The 19,684-nt window shown below is 72.9% G+C and carries 15 protein-coding genes; 6 read left to right on the top strand and 9 right to left on the bottom strand.

Annotation, left to right across the window (positions count from 1 at the left end):
- Positions 1–46: 46 nt before the first annotated feature.
- Together SNOUR_RS26020 and SNOUR_RS26015 are read left to right on the top strand one after the other, a co-directional pair.
- Positions 47–1,468, top strand: a complete 1,422-nt coding sequence (locus tag SNOUR_RS26020; RefSeq protein WP_067351564.1) for an amino acid permease — start codon at positions 47–49, stop codon at positions 1,466–1,468.
- 190 nt (positions 1,469–1,658) lie between these two features.
- Complete coding sequence (locus SNOUR_RS26015) at positions 1,659–2,300, top strand: superoxide dismutase (RefSeq protein ID WP_067351561.1); 642 nt, start codon at positions 1,659–1,661, stop codon at positions 2,298–2,300.
- A 129-nt stretch (positions 2,301–2,429) separates the two neighbouring features.
- Here SNOUR_RS26015 and SNOUR_RS26010 read toward each other — a convergent pair whose 3' ends face one another.
- Positions 2,430–3,125 (bottom strand): DsbA family protein, encoded by a 696-nt coding sequence (locus tag SNOUR_RS26010; RefSeq protein WP_067351559.1) that lies wholly within the window; start codon positions 3,123–3,125, stop codon positions 2,430–2,432.
- A 114-nt stretch (positions 3,126–3,239) separates the two neighbouring features.
- On the opposite strand from SNOUR_RS26010, the gene pepN (SNOUR_RS26005) reads away from it, so the two are divergent.
- The 3 genes from pepN (SNOUR_RS26005) to SNOUR_RS25995 all read left to right on the top strand — a co-directional run bounded on the left by pepN (SNOUR_RS26005) (position 3,240) and on the right by SNOUR_RS25995 (position 8,258).
- Entirely contained in the window at positions 3,240–5,876 is a 2,637-nt protein-coding gene (pepN, locus tag SNOUR_RS26005; protein WP_067351556.1) for an aminopeptidase N, read from the top strand.
- A 124-nt stretch (positions 5,877–6,000) separates the two neighbouring features.
- Complete coding sequence (locus tag SNOUR_RS26000; protein WP_067351553.1) at positions 6,001–7,026, top strand: hypothetical protein; 1,026 nt, start codon at positions 6,001–6,003, stop codon at positions 7,024–7,026.
- Positions 7,027–7,226: 200 nt separating this feature from the next.
- On the top strand, positions 7,227–8,258 hold the full coding sequence (locus SNOUR_RS25995) for an aspartate-semialdehyde dehydrogenase (RefSeq protein ID WP_067351551.1): 1,032 nt from the start codon (positions 7,227–7,229) through the stop codon (positions 8,256–8,258).
- Positions 8,259–8,345: 87 nt separating this feature from the next.
- Here the strand turns inward: SNOUR_RS25995 and SNOUR_RS25990 are convergent, their stop codons facing one another.
- Complete coding sequence (locus tag SNOUR_RS25990; protein ID WP_067351548.1) at positions 8,346–8,867, bottom strand: DUF1203 domain-containing protein; 522 nt, start codon at positions 8,865–8,867, stop codon at positions 8,346–8,348.
- Between the two features lie 122 nt (positions 8,868–8,989).
- Between SNOUR_RS25990 and pepN (SNOUR_RS25985) the strand changes: the two genes are divergently transcribed.
- On the top strand, positions 8,990–11,569 hold the full coding sequence (gene pepN, locus SNOUR_RS25985; RefSeq protein ID WP_067351546.1) for an aminopeptidase N: 2,580 nt from the start codon (positions 8,990–8,992) through the stop codon (positions 11,567–11,569).
- Between the two features lie 248 nt (positions 11,570–11,817).
- On the opposite strand, the gene alc is transcribed toward pepN (SNOUR_RS25985), so the two are convergent.
- The 7 genes from alc to SNOUR_RS25950 all read right to left on the bottom strand — a co-directional run bounded on the left by alc (position 11,818) and on the right by SNOUR_RS25950 (position 19,399).
- Positions 11,818–12,963 carry an allantoicase gene (gene alc / locus SNOUR_RS25980; protein ID WP_067351544.1) on the bottom strand — a complete coding sequence of 382 codons (1,146 nt, stop codon included), beginning with the start codon at positions 12,961–12,963 and terminating at the stop codon, positions 11,818–11,820.
- 96 nt (positions 12,964–13,059) lie between these two features.
- Entirely contained in the window at positions 13,060–14,034 is a 975-nt protein-coding gene (locus SNOUR_RS25975; protein ID WP_067351541.1) for a LysR family transcriptional regulator, read from the bottom strand.
- Positions 14,035–14,069: 35 nt separating this feature from the next.
- Positions 14,070–15,008, bottom strand: coding sequence for a DMT family transporter (locus SNOUR_RS25970; protein WP_312633713.1), 939 nt, complete (start codon positions 15,006–15,008; stop codon positions 14,070–14,072).
- A gap of 124 nt (positions 15,009–15,132) precedes the next feature.
- Positions 15,133–16,107, bottom strand: a complete 975-nt coding sequence (locus SNOUR_RS25965) for an acyl-ACP desaturase (protein ID WP_067351537.1) — start codon at positions 16,105–16,107, stop codon at positions 15,133–15,135.
- A 315-nt stretch (positions 16,108–16,422) separates the two neighbouring features.
- Positions 16,423–16,671: a hypothetical protein gene (locus SNOUR_RS25960; protein ID WP_067358787.1), complete on the bottom strand. Its 249-nt coding sequence runs from the start codon at positions 16,669–16,671 to the stop codon at positions 16,423–16,425.
- A 289-nt stretch (positions 16,672–16,960) separates the two neighbouring features.
- Positions 16,961–19,132: a 4-alpha-glucanotransferase gene (gene malQ / locus SNOUR_RS25955; protein WP_067351535.1), complete on the bottom strand. Its 2,172-nt coding sequence runs from the start codon at positions 19,130–19,132 to the stop codon at positions 16,961–16,963.
- Positions 19,133–19,138: 6 nt separating this feature from the next.
- On the bottom strand, positions 19,139–19,399 hold the full coding sequence (locus SNOUR_RS25950; protein ID WP_067351532.1) for a hypothetical protein: 261 nt from the start codon (positions 19,397–19,399) through the stop codon (positions 19,139–19,141).
- Positions 19,400–19,684: the final 285 nt, after the last annotated feature.

Genomic DNA, 19,684 nt, shown 5'->3' with positions numbered 1-19,684 from the left:
CGCACCATCGCCCCGCCCGCATCTCACCTACTGGGACAGGTACGACATGAATCGGACACCCTCGTCCGCTGCGTCCGCCGGTGCGCGGCCCGCCGCGGCCTCGGGCGCCGGCCAGGACGGCGGCGCGCTGTCACACGGCCTCAAGCAACGCCATCTCTCGATGATCGCCCTCGGCGGGGTGATCGGCGCGGGGCTGTTCGTCGGTTCCCGCGAGGGCATCGCCGCGGCCGGCCCGTCGATCGTGCTGGCCTATGCCGTCTCCGGTGCGCTGGTCATGCTGATCATGCGGATGCTCGGCGAGATGTCCGCGGCCCGGCCGTCCTCCGGCTCCTTCTCGGTGCACGCCGAGCGGTCCATCGGCTCCTGGGCCGGCTTCACCGTGGGCTGGATGTTCACCGCGCTGCTGTGCGTGGCGGTGGCGGCCGAGGCACTGGGCGCCGCGGACGTGCTGCACCAGTGGTTCCCCTCCACCGAGCCGTGGATGTGGGTACTGCTGATCATGATCGTCTTCACCGCGACCAACCTGACCGCGGTCGGCAACTTCGGTGAGTTCGAGTTCTGGTTCGCCGCCCTGAAGGTCGCCGCGATCGCCCTGTTCCTGATCCTGGGCGTGCTGGCCATCTTCGGCCTGCTGCCCGGCACCTCGGCGCCCGGCACCGCGCACCTGACCGGCGACGGCGGCTTCCTGCCCAAGGGCGTGGACGGCCTGATGGTCGGTCTGCTGGCGTCGGTGTTCGCGTACGGCGGCCTGGAGACGGTGACCATCGCGGCGGCCGAGTCCAAGGACCCGGCCCGTGGCGTGGCCCGCGCGGTGCGCACCGCGATGTGGCGGATCGCGCTGTTCTACGTCGGCTCGATGGCGATCATCGTCACCGTCATCCCCTGGAGCGCGCCGTCGATCGCCAAGAGCGGCCCGTACGTGGCGGTGCTGGACTACCTCAAGATCCCGGCGGCCGGCCAGATCATGAACGTGGTCATCCTGGTCGCCCTGCTCTCCGCGGTGAACGCCAACATCTACGGCTCCTCGCGGATGGCCTACTCGCTGATCGCCCGCGGCCAGGGCCCGGCCGTCCTGGGCAAGGTGAGCGGCGGGGTGCCGCGCCGGACGGTGCTGCTGTGCGCCGCGTTCGGGTTCCTCGCGGTGCTCTTCAGCTTCTGGTGGCCGACCACCGTCTTCCAGTGGCTGCTGAACATGGTCGGCGCCGCGGTCCTGGTGGTCTGGGGCTTCATCGCCGTCGCGCAGCTGCGCACCCGGCGGCAGTTGGAGCGCGAGGCGCCCGAGAAGCTGATCGTGAAGATGTGGGCCTTCCCGTACCTCACGTGGGTGGCGCTGGCCGGGATCGCCGCGGTGCTGGTGCTGATGCTGCGCGACGACAACCAGCGGATCCAGCTGCTGTTCACCGGCGGCTTCGGCGTGGTGCTGACGATCGTCGCGCTCGTCCGGCAGCGGGCGCTGAGCCGGCAGTGACGCCGTAGCCGGGCCGACCGGCCCTCCTGTTCCCGAGGCGGGGCGGGACCTCCTTCCGAGGTCCCGCCCCGCCTCCTTCTTTGGGACCAGGACGCCCGCCGCACCGGGCCCGTGATCACTGCTGCTGGTAGCGTGCTCTTGCACATTGATTGCAACTACGGCGTTTACGCAGCTTGGAGGCGGGGTCGGCATGGCGACCTACACACTTCCGGAACTCCCCTACGACTACTCGGCGCTGGCCCCGGTCATCAGCCCGGAGATCATCGAGCTGCACCACGACAAGCACCACGCGGCGTACGTCAAGGGCGCCAACGACACCCTTGAGCAGCTCGCCGAGGCGCGCGACAAGGACCAGTGGGGCAACATCAACGGCCTGGAGAAGAACCTCGCGTTCCACCTCTCCGGCCACATCCTGCACAGCATCTACTGGCACAACATGACCGGCGACGGCGGCGGCGAGCCGCTGGAGGCGGACGGCGTGGGTGAGCTGGCCGACGCCATCGCCGAGAGCTTCGGCTCGTTCGCCAAGTTCAAGGCGCAGCTGTCCAAGGCGTCGGCCACCACCCAGGGCTCCGGCTGGGGCGTGCTGGCCTACGAGCCGGTGACCGGCCGCCTCATCGTCGAGCAGATCTACGACCACCAGGGCAACGTCGGCCAGGGCTCGGTGCCGATCCTGGTCTTCGACGCCTGGGAGCACGCCTTCTACCTCCAGTACAAGAACCAGAAGGTGGACTTCATCGAGGCCATGTGGAAGGTCGTGAACTGGCAGGACGTGGCCAAGCGGTACACGGCCGCCAAGCAGCGCGCGAACAACCTCCTGCTGGCGCCGTAACAGCGTTACAGGCGTCCTGCCTCGTGATCGTCTTCTCACCCTTCACATGGCAGGCGGAAAAGAGCGAAGCCCCGCGAGGACGTGACTCGCGGGGCTTCGTGCGTACGGGGCGGGGCGGCGGCCCGACGCTCAGTCGAAGGACGGCGCCTGCGTGCGGGTCCGCTTGATCTCGAAGAAGCCGGGGACGGACGCGACCATCAGCGTGCCGTCCCACAGCTTGGCGGCCTGCTCGCCCTTGGGAGCGGGCGTGACGACCGGCCCGAAGAAGGCGACCTTCCCGCCCGTCACCCGGCCTCCGCCCCCGGAAGAGCTCGCTTCGCTCGCACTGTCGTATTCCGGCCCGGGAACCGCGATCACCGGGGTGCCGACCTCCTGGCCGACCAGGTCGATGCCCTCCTTGTGGGAGGCGCGCAACTCGGCGTCGTAGGTGTCCTTGTCGGCGTAGTCGATCAGGTCGGCGGGCAGGCCGGCGTCGGCCAGGGCGGCCGCGACGGCCTCCCGGGTGACGCCCTCACCGGCGTTGTGGAAGCGGGTGCCGAGCGCGGTGTAGAGCCTGCCGACGACCTCGTCGCCGTGCAGCTGCTGGGCGGCGGTCACCACCCGGACCGGGCCCCACGCCTTGCCGCCCGGGCGCATGTTCTCCGCGTACTGCGCGGGCAGTTCGTCGAGTTTGTTCTCGTTCAGCACGGCCAGGCTCATCACGTGCCAGCGCACCTGGACCGGGCGGACCTTCTCCACCTCCAGCATCCAACGGGAGGTCAGCCACGCCCAGGGGCACAGCGGGTCGAACCAGAAGTCGGCTGGGGTCTTCACGGGCTCGGACACGGGGTCTCCTCCTGAGAGCTTCGACGGCGTCGTTCCGTGCACGCTTCAACCGACGGCATGCGTGCCATGATTCCCCGTGTTCGATATCCGAGACGAGGGCGAGGGAGGCACACGGTGCCAGGTGAGAATCTGTCCCGGGAAGAGGCACGTGAGCGGGGCCGACTGCTGACGGTCGACGGTTACGACGTGGCGCTGGACGTCCGCTCAGCGGTCGCCGAGGGCGCGGACGCGGCCACCTTCCGCTCCCAGACGACGATCCGCTTCCGGTGCGCCGAACCCGGCGCGACGAGCTTCGCGGACCTCCTGGCGCCCTCGGTCGGCGCGGTCACCCTCAACGGCCGCGCGCTGGACCCGGCCGAGGTCTTCGACGGCACCCGGATCGCGCTGGCCGACCTGGCCGCCGAGAACACCCTCGTCGTCGACGCGCAGTGCGCCTACAGCCGCACCGGCGAGGGCCTGCACCGCTTCGTCGACCCCGAGGACGGCGAGGTCTACCTCTACACCCAGTACGAGCCCGCCGACTCCCGCCGGGTCTTCGCCAACTTCGAACAGCCCGACCTGAAGGCCCCGTTCACCTTCGAGGTCACCGCGCCCGAGGGCTGGCTGGTGCTCAGCAACGGCGCCCAGGAGGGCCCGGTCGAAGCGGAGCGCGAAGCGCTTCCGCTGAAGGGCGGTGGTGGGCGACGGGCGGGCGGCCGGCACCGCTTCGCCACCACCCAGCCGATCTCGACGTACATCACCGCCGTGGTCGCCGGGCCGTACCACTACGTCACCGACACCTACCGCCGCGCCTTCGAGGACGGCAGCGAGCTGGAGATCCCGCTCGGCGCGCTGTGCCGCAAGGGGCTGGCCCGGCACTTCGACGCGGACGACATCTTCACCGTCACCAAGCAGGGCCTGGACTTCTTCCACGACCACTTCGACTTCCCCTACCCGTTCGGGAAGTACGACCAGGCGTTCGTGCCGGAGTACAACCTCGGCGCGATGGAGAACCCCGGCTGCGTCACCTTCCGCGAGGAGTTCATCTTCCGCGGCAAGGTCACCGAGGCGTCCTACGAGCGCCGGGCCAACGTCATCCTGCACGAGATGGCGCACATGTGGTTCGGCGACCTGGTCACCATGCACTGGTGGGACGACCTGTGGCTCAAGGAGTCCTACGCCGACTTCATGGGCAGCTTCGCGCAGGTCGGCGCGACCCGCTTCACGGACGGCTGGATCACCTTCGCCAACCGCCGCAAGTCCTGGGCGTACCGGGCCGACCAGCTGCCCTCCACCCACCCGATCACCGCCGACATCCGCGACCTGGAGGACGCCAAGCTCAACTTCGACGGCATCACCTACGCCAAGGGCGCCAGCGTCCTCAAGCAGCTGGTGGCGTACGTCGGCCAGGACGCGTTCCTGGAGGGCGCCCGGCGCTACTTCAAGCGGCACGCCTACGGCAACACCCGGCTCGCGGACCTGCTGGCGGTGCTGGAGGAGACCTCCGGGCGGGACCTGGCTTCCTGGTCGCGCGCCTGGCTGGAGACGGCCGGCGTCAACTCCCTGTCCCCGCAGGTCACTTACGACGCCCAGGACCGGATCACCGAGCTGAGCATCCTCCAGGAGGCGTCGCCCGAACAGCCCGAGCTGCGCCCGCACCGGGTCGCGGTGGGCCTGTACCGCCGTCTCGACGCGGACTCCGCGCTGGTCCGCTACGCCCGCGCCGAGGTGGACGTGGCCGGGCCGCGGACGGCCGTCCCGGAGCTGGCCGGCGTCGAGCGGCCGGAGCTGATCCTGGTCAACGACGAGGACCTGACGTACTGCAAGACCCGCTTCGACGAGGGATCGCTGGCCACCCTGCGGGCCCGGCTCGGCGATCTGACCGACCCCCTGGCGCGGGCGCTGTGCTGGGCCGCGGTGTGGGGGCTGACCCGGGACGGGCTGATGCCGGCCCGTGACTTCCTGGCGCTGGTGCGGCGGTTCGCCGGCGCGGAGACCGTCGTCGGGGTGCTCCAGTCGGTGCTCGGCCAGGCGGAGGCGGCGCTGGAGCACTACGTGGCGCCGGAGTACCGCGAGCGGGCCGCCCGCGAGCTGGCCGAGGGTGCGCTGCGCGAGCTGCGGCTGGCCGAACCGGGCAGCGGCCACCAGCTGAGCTGGGCCCGGCACTTCGCCGCGGTGGCCACCACCGCGGCCGACCTCCAGCTGCTCCAGGGGCTGCTGAACGGCACCGCGAAGATCGACGGACTGGCCGTGGACCAGGAGCTGCGCTGGGCGTTCCTGGTGCCGCTGGCCACGCACGGGGTCGCCGACGAGGCGGCGATCGGCGCCGAACTGGCCCGCGACGACACCGCGTCCGGCAAGCGGCACCAGGTCCGCTGCCTGGCCGCCCGCCCCGCCGCCGAGGTCAAGGCGGCGGCCTGGGCCGACGTGGTGGAGTCCGACGCGCTCTCCAACGCCCTGGTGGAGGCGACCCTCAGCGGCTTCGCGCAGCCCTCGCAACGGGAGCTGCTGACGCCGTACGCACCGCGCTACTTCACCGTGATCGAGCAGATCTGGCGGGAGCGCTCCATCGAGATCGGGATGTCGGTGGTGCGCGGGCTGTTCCCGTCCTGGCAGGTGGACCGGGCCACGCTGGACGCCGCGGACGCCTGGCTGGCCCAGCGCCCCGAGGCGGCGCCCGCGCTGCGGCGCCTGGTGCTGGAGGAGCGGGACGACCTGGGGCGGGCGCTGCGCGCACAGGCTTGTGACGAGGCGGCCGGACCCAGGCCGTAACCCGGGTCTCGACCAGCCTTAATCGGCCGTCGAACGCCCGTACTTGAGGGCAGTATTGTCCCGCTTGTGACACAGGCGGGTAACAGCGGTTAGGGGGCGGAGCGGGGCCGGGAATCTGCCGGGCATGAACCACGACACCCCGCTCTCCCCGCTCCCCCTCCACCACCTCGCCGACGGCCGCTGCCCGGTGCTGACGACCCAGCAGCTCCGGGAGCACGGCGTGCCGCCGGTCGAGATCGCCGAGCGCTGCCGGCCGGGCGGCCCCTGGCAGCAACTGCTGCCCGGCGTCCACCTGCTGCACCAGGGGCCGCCCACCAGCGAGGAGCGGCTGCACGCCGCGCTGCTCTACGCCCGGCACCGCGGCCCGTCCGTGCCCGCCCAGCCCCGGGCCGCCGAGACCACCCGGGAACCGATGATCACCGGCCTGGCCGCACTCGCCCTGCACGGCTTCGCCGCCGCTCCCCCGCTGCTCTCCCTGGACCGCATCGAGGTCCTGGTGGCGCGCACCCGGCGGCTGCGCTCGGCCGGTTTCGCGGGGATCGTCCGGGGCGCGGACCTGCCGACCCCGCAGGAGGTCACCGGCGTGCCCACCGCCCCCGTCCCGCGGGCGCTGGCGGACGCGGTGGCCGGGCTCACCGACGGTGTCACGGTCCGCCGGCTGCTGACCGAGGCGGTGCGCGGCGGGCACTGCGAGGCCGCCGCGGTGGTCCGCGAGCTGAGCCGGGCCCGGCTGCTGACCCGGCCGCACGTGGTGGACGCGGTGGACGCCCTGATGGCCGAGGGCCGGGCGCTGGCCGAGCAGCGGCTCTACGAGACGGTGCGCGCCTACGGGCTGCCCGACCCGCTGTGGAACGTCGATCTGCGCCTGCCGGGCGGCCCGTACCTGGGCGGGGTGGACGCATACTGGCCCGAGTACGGGGTGGCCGTGGCGATCGAGACCCGCACCCCGCGCCCGTCCGAATGCAACCGCGCCGACGCGCCCCGCGACGAGCTCCGGGAGCGCCTGGAGCGGCTCGGCATCACCCTCGTCCGCTGCCGGCCGCGCACCCTGCGGGAGGCCCCGGAGCAGCAGGCGACGGTGGTCCGGACGGCGCTGATGGCGGCGGTGGACCGGGAGCCCACCGCGTACGTCGTCGTGCTCCCGCACTGACCGCGGCCGCCGCCCGGAGAGTGACCGACAGCGACCGTCGGACACGTTCCGTGGGCAACCTCGCGGCCCGCTCCTCCATCTATTGGAATGGATTGGACAAGGCGACGGGTCTCACACACATGATGGGAGCGCCACTGAGCAGGTGTTCCAGCAGACACCCGGAGCCGGCCCAGCGGGCCCGGTCAGAAAGAAGGAGTCCCATGAGGATCGGAATCGTCGGAGCGACCGGACAGGTCGGCGGCGTGATGCGGCGCATTCTCGCCGAGCGCAACTTCCCGGTCGAGCAGCTGCGGCTGTTCGCTTCGGCCCGGTCCGCCGGACGGACGCTGCCCTGGCAGGACACCGAGATCACGGTCGAGGACGCCGCCACCGCGGACTACTCCGGTCTGGACATCGTGCTCTTCTCGGCCGGCGGCGCCACCTCCAGGGCGCTGGCGGAGAAGGTCGCCGACGCCGGCCCGGTCGTGATCGACAACTCCTCGGCCTGGCGCCGCGACCCGCAGGTCCCGCTGGTCGTCGCCGAGGTCAACCCGCAGGCCATCGCCGACCGGCCCAAGGGCATCATCGCCAACCCGAACTGCACCACCATGGCCGCCATGCCGGTGCTGCGCCCGCTGCACGAGGAGGCCGAGCTGGTCTCCCTGGTCGTCGCCACCTACCAGGCGGTGTCCGGCAGCGGTCTGGCCGGCGTCGCCGAGCTGGACGGGCAGACCCGCAAGGTCGTCGAGCAGGACGCCACCAAGCTGACGCACGACGGCGCGGCGGTGGAGTTCCCCGCCCCCGAGAACTACGTCCGCCCGATCGCCTTCAACGTCCTGCCGATGGCCGGCTCGATCGTCGACGACGGACTGAACGAGACCGACGAGGAGCAGAAGCTCCGCCACGAGAGCCGCAAGATCCTGGACATCCCGGAGCTGAAGGTGTCCGGCACCTGCGTCCGCGTCCCGGTCTTCACCGGCCACTCCCTCCAGGTCAACGCCCGCTTCGCGCGCCCCCTCTCCCCCGAGCGCGCCCAGGAGCTGCTGGCCGCCGCCCCCGGCGTGGCGCTCTCCGACGTCCCCACCCCGCTCCAGGCCGCCGGCCAGGACGCCTCCTTCGTGGGCCGGATCCGCCGCGACGAGACCGCCGACAACGGCCTCGCGCTGTTCGTCTCCAACGACAACCTCCGCAAGGGCGCGGCGCTCAACGCCGTCCAGATCGCCGAGCTGGTCGCCGCCGAGCTGCGCGGCTGACCCGCCCCGCACCCGACGCACCACGGCCGGTGCCGGTACGGACCCCCGTACCGGCACCGGCCGTCGGCGTACTCGCCCCCACCCCCGTCAGGGGCGACGCACCTCGTACAGGAAACAGCCGTACTCCAGCGCCCGGACGTGCACCAGGGCCACCGCCGGATCGGCGAACGCCTCGTCGAAGGCCGCCTCGAAGCCGCCCGCGGCGTCCTCGGGGATCTCGAAGTACCGCCCGCCGACGATCCGGCCCCGGCCGTCGTAGCGCCGCAGCGTCCGCAACGCCCCGGCGCGGGCGTGCGGGTGGCCGGTGGCCGCCGGGTCCGGTCCCGGGCACTCCTCGGCATGGATGAAGACCGGTCCCTGCTCGTCGTAGGCCCCCGGCGCGGCCCCCGTCTCCGCCGCCCAGCGGCGCAGCGGCGCGTACGAGACCAGGGCCACCCGCTCGCCCTCCTCGATGGCCCGCAGGCAGCAGCGCAGCGGACTGCCCACGCAGGCCAGCGGCACCCCGTCGGTGCGGGCGGTGTACGGCTCCATCGGCCGGCCGGCGTCGTCGGTGGCGCGCAGCTCCTTCAGAGCGGTGGCCGGAATCGCAAGTGCTGGGTACCTGTCCATGCGAGCAGCCTCGGCGAACCGCGGTCGGGGCGCTGGCGGTATCCGGACGTCGTCCTGCGCGCGGCGGTGCCGTGGAAGGATGGCCGGACGAGGCGATGACGACTTGTGAAGGAGAGGGACGGGTGCCTGGTACGAATCTGACCCGGGAAGAGGCCCAGGAGCGGGCGCGTCTGCTGACCGTGGACGCGTACGACATCGAGCTGGACCTGAGCGGGGCGCAGGGTGGAGGCACGTTCCGGTCGGTGACGACGGTGCGGTTCGACGCCGTCGACGACGGCGCGGCGTCGTTCATCGACCTGGTGGCGCCGACCGTGCACGAGGTGCTGCTCAACGGCACGGCGCTCGATGCGGCGGCGGTGTTCCAGGACTCGCGGATCGCGCTGCCCGGGCTGCGGGCGGGCCGCAACGAGCTGACGGTCGTCGCCGACTGCGCGTACACCAACAGCGGTGAGGGGCTGCACCGGTTCGTCGACCCGGTGGACCAGCAGGTCTACCTCTACACGCAGTTCGAGGTGCCGGACGCCCGGCGGGTGTTCGCCAGCTTCGAGCAGCCGGACCTGAAGGCCACGTTCCGGTTCACCGTGACGGCGCCGCAGGGCTGGACGGTGATCTCGAACTCGCCGACGCCTCAGCCGGCGCCGGCCGACAACGTCTGGCGGTTCGCGCCCACGCCGCGGATCTCCACCTACATCACCGCGCTGATCGCCGGCCCGTACCACAGCGTGCACAGCACCTGGGAGGGCGCCGACGGGCGGTCGGTGCCGCTGGGGATCTACTGCCGGCCGTCGCTGGCCGAGCACCTGGACGCGGAGGAGATCTTCGCGGTCACCCGGCAGGGCTTCGACTGGTTCGAGGAGAAGTTCGACTACCCGTACCCGTTCGCCAAGTACGACCAGCTCTTCGTGCCGGAGTTCAACGCCGGCGCGATGGAGAACGCCGGCGCGGTCACCATCCGCGACCAGTACGTCTTCCGCTCGAAGGTGACGGACGCGGCCTACGAGGTGCGCGCCGAGACGATTCTGCACGAGCTGGCGCACATGTGGTTCGGCGACCTGGTCACCATGGAGTGGTGGAACGACCTGTGGCTGAACGAGTCGTTCGCCACCTACACCTCCATCGCCTGCCAGGCGTACGCGCCGGGCAGCAAGTGGCCGCACTCCTGGACCACGTTCGCCAACTCCATGAAGACCTGGGCCTACCGGCAGGACCAACTGCCGTCCACCCACCCGATCATGGCGGAGATCCGGGACCTCGACGACGTCCTGGTCAACTTCGACGGCATCACCTACGCCAAGGGCGCCAGCGTCCTCAAGCAGCTGGTGGCCTACGTCGGCATGGACGAGTTCTTCCAGGGCGTCCAGGCGTACTTCAAGGCGCACGCCTACGGCAACACCCGGCTGACCGACCTGCTCGGGGCGCTGGAGAAGACCAGCGGCCGGGACCTGAAGACCTGGTCGAAGAAGTGGCTGGAGACGGCCGGCATCAACATCCTGCGGCCGGAGATCGAGGTCGCCGCCGACGGCACCGTCACCGCCTTCGCGGTGCGGCAGGAGGCGCCGGCGCTGCCGGCCGGGGCGACCGGCGAGCCGGTGCTGCGCCCGCACCGGATCGCGATCGGCTACTACGACCTCCAGGACGGCAAGCTGGTCCGCACCGGCGGGGTCGAGCTGGACGTGGACGGCGAGCGCACCGAGGTGCCGTTCCCCGAGGGCTTCCGCCGGCCGGACGTGATCCTGCTCAACGACGGCGACCTGTCGTACGCCAAGGTGCGGCTGGACGAGCAGTCGCTGAAGGTCGTCACCGAGCACCTCGGGGACTTCACCGAGTCGCTGCCGCGGGCCCTGTCGTGGGCCTCGTCCTGGGACATGACCCGGGACGCCGAACTCCCCACCCGTGACTACCTGTCGCTGGCGCTCTCCGGCATCGGCAAGGAGTCCGACATCGGCGTCGTCCAGTCGCTGCACCGCCAGGTGAAGCTGGCGCAGGACCTGTACGCGGCACCGGAGCGGCGCGCGGCGGGCCTGGCCGCCTGGACCGAGGCGGCGCTGGCCCACCTGCGGGCCGCCGAGCCGGGCAGCGACCACCAGCTGGCGTGGGCCCGGGCGTTCGCCGCTTCGGCCCGCACCGACGAGCAGCTGGACCTGCTCCAGGGCCTGCTGGACGGCACGCAGGAGATCCCCGGTCTGGCCGTGGACACCGAGCTGCGCTGGGCGCTGCTGGAGCGGCTGGCGGCCACCGGCCGGGCCGACGAGCCGGAGATCGCCGCCGAGTTGAAGCGGGACGCGACCTCGGCGGGCGAGCGGCACGCGGTGACGGCGCGCGCCGCGCGGCCCACCGCGGCGGCCAAGGCCGAGGCATGGGCCTCGGTCGTGGAGTCCGACGCGCTCCCCAACGCCGTGCAGGAGGCCGTCATCGGCGGCTTCATCCAGCCCGACCAGCAGGAGCTGCTGGCGCCCTACACCGCGAAGTACTTCGAGGTGATCAAGGACGTCTGGGACAACCGCAGCCACGAGATGGCCCAGCAGATCGTGGTGGGGCTGTACCCGGCCCTCCAGGTCTCCCAGGAGACCCTGGACGCCACCGACGCCTGGCTGGCGCAGGCCGACCCGAGCCCGGCCCTGCGCCGCCTGGTGACGGAGTCCCGGGCCGGCGTCGAGCGGGCGCTGAAGGCCCGCGCGGCGGACGCGGCCGCCGGGGCCTGACCGGCCGGCGGCAACACGAGGGGCGTGCCCCGGAACCCGCTCGGTTCCGGGGCACGCCCCTTTTTCCGCTGTTGCGGGCTGCCGGATCGCAGGGGGCCGGCACCCGTGGTGGAGTCGCCCGGCGGACGGGCGTCAGGAGCGTGGCCGTCCGCCGGGCGGGTCGAGGGTCCCCGCTCGTCGACCTCGTGACGTGTGCGGGGGCCGCCGGGCCCCGTCCCCCTCCCACGGGGCCCGGCGGGGCGTGCGGCTCAGCCGCTCAGCTCGTCGAAGCGGCGGACCAGTTCGGCCCGGCCGGCGTCGGTGAGGTCGCCGTGCACCCGCATCCGGGCCAGGCCGCCGTCGGGGTAGACGTCCAGGCGGACGTGGGTGGCGGTCACCCGGCGGGGCAGCACGAAGCGGTGCGGGGTGTCGGGCTGGAGCTTGGTCCTGGGCAGGATCTCGAACCACGCGGACGCGTCGTCCGGGTTCCCGTCGCAGCCCGAAAGCCGGGCCCAGCCGGCCGAGTTGCCCTTGAGGTAGGCGGTGTCGATCTCGACGGCCCGGATCTCGCCCTGCGCGGCGAGCCTGAACCGCACCCAGTCGTTGGTGCCCCGGACCCGGCGGCGGCGGTTCTCCCAGCCGTCGTCCATCTTGCGCGAGAGGTCGGGCTGGATGATCTGGGTGGGCGAGGAGTAGAAGCGGTCGGAGGCGTCCTCGACGGTGCCGCCGTGCATCACCGAGGCCAGGTCCAGGGTGCCCAGCACGTCCAGCCACTCCGGGTCGGGGACCACCTCGCCGTAGACCCGGAGGCGGGCTATGCCGCCGTCGGGGTGCTGCTTGAGGCGGAGGTGGGTGAAGCGGCGCTCGGCGGTGACCTCGAAGCCGTTGGCGGCGTGGCCGCGTACGGGCGTGCGGGGGACGAGCTCCTCCCACTTCACGTCGTCGGCGAGCAGGTCCTCGGGGCCGGGGCTGCCGGGCAGCGCGGTGGCCTCGACGGTGACCTGCTGCGGGTAGTTGCCGCGGAAGTGGGCGGTGTCGACGATGACGCCGCGGATCACGCCGGGGGCGGCGAGGCGGATCAGCGCCCAGTCGTGCTCGTCCTCGGCGGGGAAGGGGTGGTCGCCGTCGGCGCCGCGCCGGCGCCGGGTCTCCCAGCCGTCCATGATCTTGCCCTTGTGGCCGAAGTGCTCGGGGTCGAAGACCGCCGGGGTCGGCTTCAGCAGGTTCTCCCGCTCGGCGAAGAACTCGTCGTTGGCGGCGATCACACCGGCACCGAAGCGGCGGTCGGCCAGGTCGACGAGCGAGGTGAAGGAGAAGTCACCGCCGCGGTAGTCGGCGTACGGGTCGCCGCCGGCGTACGGCTGGGCGTCGTTGGCGTGCGGATCGGTGGAATCGGCGGCCGGGGTGACGGACATGCGTTTCCCTTCTGCTCCTGCGGACGGTGCTGGGGACCGATCCACCGTCGCAGCGCACCACCCGACAGGTCCATCGAAAGTTCGTGAGGAATATCTTCAGTCGGACTGAAAGGTCGCCGGTCCGCCGTCGCCTCCGGCCCGGCCCACGGTGGCCTGGCGGGCGGCGGCCTGGCGGAGCGCGGCCAGCACCCGGGCCAGGCCCGGCGCGCCCTCGGAGCCGCGCCGGGCGGCGGCGACCACATGGCGGCGCGGCTGGTCGGCGTGGAGCACCCGCAGCGCGACCCCGCTGCCGTGCCCGGGGGCCCGCAGACCGCCCGCCATCGCCATCCGCGGCACCAGCGCCACCCCCATCCCGGCCGCGACCATCGCCCAGATCGCGCTCCAGTCGGCGGCCGCGTGCGCCTGCTCGGGGACGAACCCGGCGTTCTCGCACGCGGTGGTGGTGATCTGCGACCACGGGCCGCTGCTGCCGAAGATCCACGGCTCGCCGGCCAGGTCGGCCAGCCGCAACCCCGGCTCGGCGGCGAGCGGATGACCGGCCGGCAGCGCCACGTCCAACGGGTCGGCGAGCAGCGAGACCCGGCTGAACTTCGGGTCGCGCGGGGTGGGCGCGTGCGCCGCCAGCGACAGCGCCAGATCGACGCTGCCCTCGGCCAGCAGCTCGTAGGCCGCCTCCGCCTCGGCCTCCCGCACGGCCACGGCCAGGCCCGGGTGGGTGCGGCGCAGCTCCTGGACGGCGGGGACCACCAGCGCCGGGATGGCGGTGGAGAAGGCGCCGACCCGCACCGTGCCGGCCTCGCCCTGGAGATAGCCCAGGAGGTCCGCGTCGGCCCGCTCCAGCTGCGCGAAGACCGCCTCGGCGTGCCGCAGCACCAGGTGGGCGGCGCCGGTCAGCCGGACCCGCCGGCCGTGCGCCTCCAGCAGCGTCACCCCGAGGGACTTGGCGAGCCCCGTCAGCTGCTGCGAAACCGCCGAGGGCGTCATGTGCAGCGCCTCGGCGGTCGCGGTGACCGTGCCCAGGTCCTGGAGGGTGCGCAGGATCCGCAGCTTCTTGATGTCCCAGTCGGCCATGCGGGCAGCGTACGCACCCGGCTCGGCCGGTCCGCTCACCGTGGGGTGCCCGCCGCCCCCAGGGCCACCCCGGCGACGATCAGCGCCATGCTGAGCACCTGCACCGCGCCGATCCCCTCGCCCAGTACGGCCAGCGAGAGCAGCGCCACGCACACCGGCTGGAGGTAGTAGACGGCCCCGGCGCGGGCGGCGCCCACCAGGGCGATCGCCTTGTTCCAGGTGAAGTAGGCGACGGCGGAGGAGCACACCCCGATGTAGAGCAGCGGTCCGACCGTCCCCGCGGTGAGCGGGAAACCGCCCTCCGCGGCGAGGCTGACGGCGTAGGCGGGCACCAGCATCGCGGCGCCCAACGCGAACGTCATGAACAGGAACGCGCGTCCGCCGATCCCCTCGGGGCGGCGGCGCAGCAGCGCGCTGTACCCGGCGAAGGTGGCGGTGGCCGCCAGCATCCACAGGTCGCCGACGGCGAAGTCCAGGTGCAGCACCGCGGTCGGCGAGCCCTTGCCGACCAGGGTGAGCACGCCCAACAGCGCGATCACCATGCCCGCGACGCGGCGGGCGCCCAGCGGCTCGCGCCCGCCGCGTCGGGCGCCGACCAGGTCGAACAGGGCGATCATCATCGGCGAAGCCGCCGCGATCACGGCCATGTTGGTGGCCGAGGTGGTCTTCCCGGCCGTGTAGATCAGGGTGTTGAAGAGGGTGACGCCCAACAGGGCCGCCAGCGCCAGGAATCCGAGGTGCCGGCGGATCACCGGCCACTCCCTGCGGACCTGCCCCCAGGCGAACGGGGCGACCGCCAGCAGCGCGACGATCCAGCGCCAGAACGCGGTCTGGACGGGCGGCACGGCCCCGTGCAGGGCGCGGGCGATGACGAAGTTGCCGGACCACACGACGGTCGCCGCCAGGGCCAGGGCCAGCCCCACGGCCTGGGTGGACGGTGTGCGGTGGCTGCGGACCCGCTCCAGGACTGCCACGGTTTCCTCTCCCTCGATGGTGGATACGGATCCACCGTGGCAGCCCCTCATACATCAGGTCCATCGAATACTTCGGACATGTTCTTTCAGTGGAACTGAAAGGAGACCGGAAAGGTCGGGCGTCTCAGCCCCGGGCCGCCCGCCGGGCCAGGATCGCGGCCTGCCGCTCGTCGAAGCGGCGCGCCTGCCCGTCCAGGCCGTCCAGGAACGCCCCCAGCTCGTCCTGGGCGGCGAGCCCCTCCGGCCCCAGCCCGCCGCGCTCCAGCACCTTCAGGTAGCGCAGCACCGGCTGGAGCACGTCGTCGTGGTGGATCCGCAGGTTGTAGATGCCACCGAGGGCCATCTGGACGGCGGCCCGCTCGAAGCCGGGCATGCCGTGGCCGGGCATCCGGAAGCCGGTGACCACGTCCCGCACGGCGCACATCGTGCGGTCGGGGGCCAGCTCGAAGGCCGCACCGAGGAGGTTGCGGTAGAAGACCATGTGGAGGTTCTCGTCGGTGGCGATCCGGGCCAGCATCTGGTCGCACACCGGGTCGCCGGAGTGCCGGCCGGTGTTGCGGTGCGAGATCCGGGTGGCCAACTCCTGGAAGGCGACGTACGCCACCGAGTGCAGCATGCTGTGCGCGTTGTCGGACTCGAAGCCGGCGGACATGTGGGCCATCCGGAACCGCTCCAGCTCGACCGGGTCCACGGCGCGGCTGGTGAGCAGGTAGTCGCGCATCACGATGCCGTGCCGGCCCTCCTCCGCGGTCCAGCGGTGCACCCAGGTGCCCCAGGCGCCGTCCCGGCCGAAGAGGCTGGCGATCTCGTGGTGGTAGCTGGGGAGGTTGTCCTCGGTGAGGAGGTTGACCACCAGCGCCGTCCGGCCGATGGAGGTGACCTTGGACTGGTCGGGCGCCCAGGGCTCGCCGTCCAGCACCCCGTCGAAGTTCCGCCCGTCGCTCCACGGCACGTACTCGTGCGGCATCCACTCCTTGGCGGCCTTCAGGTGCCGGTTGAGCTCCTTCTCGACGACCTCCTCCAGGGCGTACAGCAGTCGGGTGTCGGTCCAGGCGGCCTGGCCGCGCGCTCCGTCGAGGCGGTCGGGGGCGATGGTCACGGGGGCACTCCTGGGGACGACGGACCTACGGATCCGTAGGTTTGACTTACGGCCCCGTAGGTTACGCCATCGTAGGTACGCGTCGGTTAAGTACCTTCCCAAGGGCGCCCCCAGGCGCAGCCAAGGAAGATCCACAGGGGGAGCTCTTGAGGGAATTGCCCGGAAAGGCGCGTAACTACCGCTCTGTAGCTGTTTTTTTCGGGTGCGCGTGCGCGCCCACGCAAAAGGGGCGCCCCTCGGTCCGGGAAGAACCGAGGGGCGCCCCTGTGAAGGCGTCATGGGCGCGGGCGGGCGGCCCGCGCAGGGCTGTGCGGGTCAGCCCTTGGACTTGGCCTGCTTGCGGGACTTGTCGGTCGCCATGACCAGTCCGGCGATGACCAGGAAGAGCACGATGGGCGCGGCGACGTAGAGGCCGAGCGTCTGGATCACGCTCAGGCCGGGACCCGGGTCGTCACCGTCGTCGCGGGTGAGCGCAAACGCGGGGGACGACATCAGCAGCATCAGCGCGGTGCCGGCGGTGATGGTTCCGGCGCGCAGGGCGGTGTTCTTGACCTTGTTGCTCACCCGTTCAACGTAGCGGACGGCGGTCCGCCCCGCGCGTCCGGGGTGGGGCAAGCGGCATACCGGCAGGCCGGACGGCCCGGCGGTGGGCACCTGGGTCGGGGCGACGCCGTCACCGGCGGCACCTCCGGGGGCCTCCCCGGCCGGGCGCTCCTGCGGGACCTCCCCCGGCCGGTCGCGCCCCGGCCGGCCCGACCGGGAGCGCCGCAGGCACCGGAAGGGCCCGTCCCCGTGGCGGTCGGCCGGCACGGGCCGCCGAGCGCGGTCGGCGGGTGCGCGCCGCGGGGCGCGGTCAGCGGTCGAGGGGCGCCAACTCCCGCATCAGCGCGTGGAGTCGGGGCGAGGCGGCGAGCTCTTCGAGGGTGTGCGGGCGGCCGTCGGGGCCGGCGATGGGCAGGCGCCAGTTGGGGTACTCGTCCCAGGTGCCGGGGAGGTTCTGCGGCCGGCGGTCGCCCACCGCGTCGGGGAGCCAGACGCCGATCATCCGCGCCGGGGTGCGCAGCAGGAAGCGGTGCACGGCCTTGACCACCGCCTCCTCGTCGCCGGCGCCCTCGGGCAGCAGGCCGTGGTGGGACAACGCGCCCAGCCATGCCCTCAGTTCGTGGCCGGCCCGGGAGCGCTCGCGCTCCGGCGGCCCGGCGAGCAGGCCGAGGCGGGCCCGCAGCGCGACGTCCGCGCCGGTGAGCCGGGCGGCGGTGGGCGGCAGGTCGTGGGTGGTGACGGTGGCCAGGCAGCCGGCGCGCCACTCGTCGGGGGCGAGGATGCGGGCCTCGGTGGCGGCGCCCTCCGGGGCCCGGGCCTCCTTGCCGGCCCCGGCGTCCCCGTCGGCCCCGGCCTCCCCCTCGGCCCCGGCGCCGTTGCCGTAGTCCCGTTCGAACCACAGGACGGAGGTGCCCAGGACGCCGCGGTCGGCCAGGGTCTCCCGCACGCCCGGTTCGACCGTGCCGAGGTCCTCGCCGATCACGGCGGCGCCGGCGCGACGGGCCTCCAGGGCCAGCACCGAGAGCATCGCCTCGCCGTCGTAGCGGACGTACGCGCCCTCGGTCGGCGGTCGGCCTTCGGGGACCCACCACAGCCGGAACAGGCCCATCACATGGTCGATGCGCAGCGCGCCGGCGTGCCGGAGCAGGCCGCGCAGCAGGGCGCGGTAGGGGGCGTAACCGGCGGCGGCCAGGGCGTCCGGGCGCCAGGGCGGCAGCCCCCAGTCCTGGCCGCGGGAGTTGAAGGCGTCCGGTGGCGCCCCGATGGACATCCCGGCGGCGAAGGCGTCCTGCTGGGCCCAGGTGTCGGCGCCGGAGGGGTGGACGCCGACGGCGAGGTCGTGGACGAGCCCGACGGCCATGCCGGCGTCGCGGGCGGCCCGCTGGGCGGCGGCCAGTTGCTCGTCGGTGAACCAGGCGAGCCGGGAGTGGAAGTCGATGCGGTCCAGCAGCCGGTGGCGGATCCGGGCAGTCTCCGGTGAGCGGGGGTCGCGCAGGCCGGCCGGCCAGCCGCGCCAGTCGGGGCCGTGCCGCTCGGCGAGCGCGCACCAGGTGGCGTGGTCGTCCAGGGCCTGGCCCTGTGCGGCGAGGAAGTCGCAGTACGCGGCGCGCCGTCCGGGGCCGAGCGGGACGGCGCACAGGAGTTCCAGGGCCTGGCGCTTGAGGGCCCAGACCGCGTCCCGGTCGATGAGTCCGCCGCGTTCGAGGACGTCGTCGCGCAGCGCGCCGGCGCGGGCGGCCAGTTCGTCGGCCCGCCGGCGGTCGGGGCCGGTCAGGTGGGCGTACTCGGGGATCTGCTCGATCCGCAGGTGGACGGGGTCGGGGAAGCGGCGCGAGGAGGGGCGGTAGGGGGAGGGGTCGGTGGGCGCGCCGGGTACCGCCGCGTGCAGGGGGTTGAGCTGGACGAAGCCGGTGCCCAGGGTGCGCCCGGACCAGGCGGCGAGGTCGGCGAGGTCGCCGAGGTCGCCCATGCCCCAGGAGTGACGGGAGAGCAGGGAGTAGAGCTGGACGAGGAAGCCGTGGTTGCGGCCGGGCGGGGCGGGCACGGTGTCGGGGGCGACGACTAGGTGGGCGCGGGCGGTGCGGCCGTCGGGGGCGTCGGCGCGGAGGTCGTGGACGCCGAGCGGGAGCGCGGCGAGCGCCGCGGGGTCCTGGGTGCCGGTGTGCGGGGTGCCGTCCCGTACTTCCGCGCCGATGAGCGCGCCGTCCTCGGTGCGGACGCTCAGGACGGTGTCCTCGGGGAGGTCCGGCAGCCGCGGTGGGCGGCCGGCGCGGGCGGTGACGGTGGGTGGCAGGAGGGCCCGGCCGGTGGTCTCGTCGTGGGCGGCCAGGGCCGCGCGGACGGCCTGGGGGGTCGAGGCGTCGACGCCCAGTGCGGCGAGCACGGCAACGACGGTGTCGTCGGTGATGTGGAGCGTACGGCCCGGTGCGGGTTCGTAGGACGTGGCGATGCCGTGGAGCCGGGCGAGTCGGGCGCGGCTCATGGCTGCTCAGACCTCCATCGACTCCGTGCCCAGACCGGTGGCGGTCGGTTCGCTGGTCAGCGGGAGTTCGGCGGCGATGGGGACCTCGCTGGTGAGCGGGGCGCTGTCGGCGAGCGGGGGCTCGCTGACCAGCGGCGGCTCGGTGAAGCTGTACGAGCCGGAGCCCTCCAGGCCGGAGTCGGGGCCGGACACCCCGTCGAAGAGTCCGGGCTCGCCGCCGGGTTTGACCGACAGGGCGTCGAGGAGCAACTGAGCGGATGCGGCCACGAGGGCCTCCCGTTCGTCGGTAGTGGGACACGTCTGCCCTACCCAGTCGACGCGACGGCAGACGTCTTCACCCAGCAAACGTGACTCACGTCACAGTACGACGCCGACCGGCGATTTCGCGGCGGGGAGCGCCGTGCGGCGCACAGAACGCCGGACGACGGCCCCCGGGAACGCAATTCCTGCGGAACGAGACGTGCCATGGCCTGGTCGCACATGGGAAGAAAGCGGGCGATCCGGTGGCCGCCCGGGAACCACCCCGAGGCCCGGTTGACACCCTCACCGCGA

Source organism: Streptomyces noursei ATCC 11455, from assembly GCF_001704275.1.
In the GTDB taxonomy this organism is placed as follows: domain Bacteria; phylum Actinomycetota; class Actinomycetes; order Streptomycetales; family Streptomycetaceae; genus Streptomyces; species Streptomyces noursei.
This window is presented reverse-complemented; position numbering and strand designations above follow the sequence as displayed.

Coding starts and splice junctions, on each gene's coding strand:
- SNOUR_RS26020 (WP_067351564.1), top strand. CDS start 47: ATGAATCGGACACCCTCGTCCGCTGCGTCCGCCGGTGCGCGGCCCGCC.
- SNOUR_RS26015 (WP_067351561.1), top strand. CDS start 1,659: ATGGCGACCTACACACTTCCGGAACTCCCCTACGACTACTCGGCGCTG.
- SNOUR_RS26000 (WP_067351553.1), top strand. CDS start 6,001: ATGAACCACGACACCCCGCTCTCCCCGCTCCCCCTCCACCACCTCGCC.
- SNOUR_RS25995 (WP_067351551.1), top strand. CDS start 7,227: ATGAGGATCGGAATCGTCGGAGCGACCGGACAGGTCGGCGGCGTGATG.
- SNOUR_RS25990 (WP_067351548.1), bottom strand. CDS start 8,867: ATGGACAGGTACCCAGCACTTGCGATTCCGGCCACCGCTCTGAAGGAG.
- alc (WP_067351544.1), bottom strand. CDS start 12,963: ATGTCCGTCACCCCGGCCGCCGATTCCACCGATCCGCACGCCAACGAC.
- SNOUR_RS25975 (WP_067351541.1), bottom strand. CDS start 14,034: ATGGCCGACTGGGACATCAAGAAGCTGCGGATCCTGCGCACCCTCCAG.
- malQ (WP_067351535.1), bottom strand. CDS start 19,132: ATGAGCCGCGCCCGACTCGCCCGGCTCCACGGCATCGCCACGTCCTAC.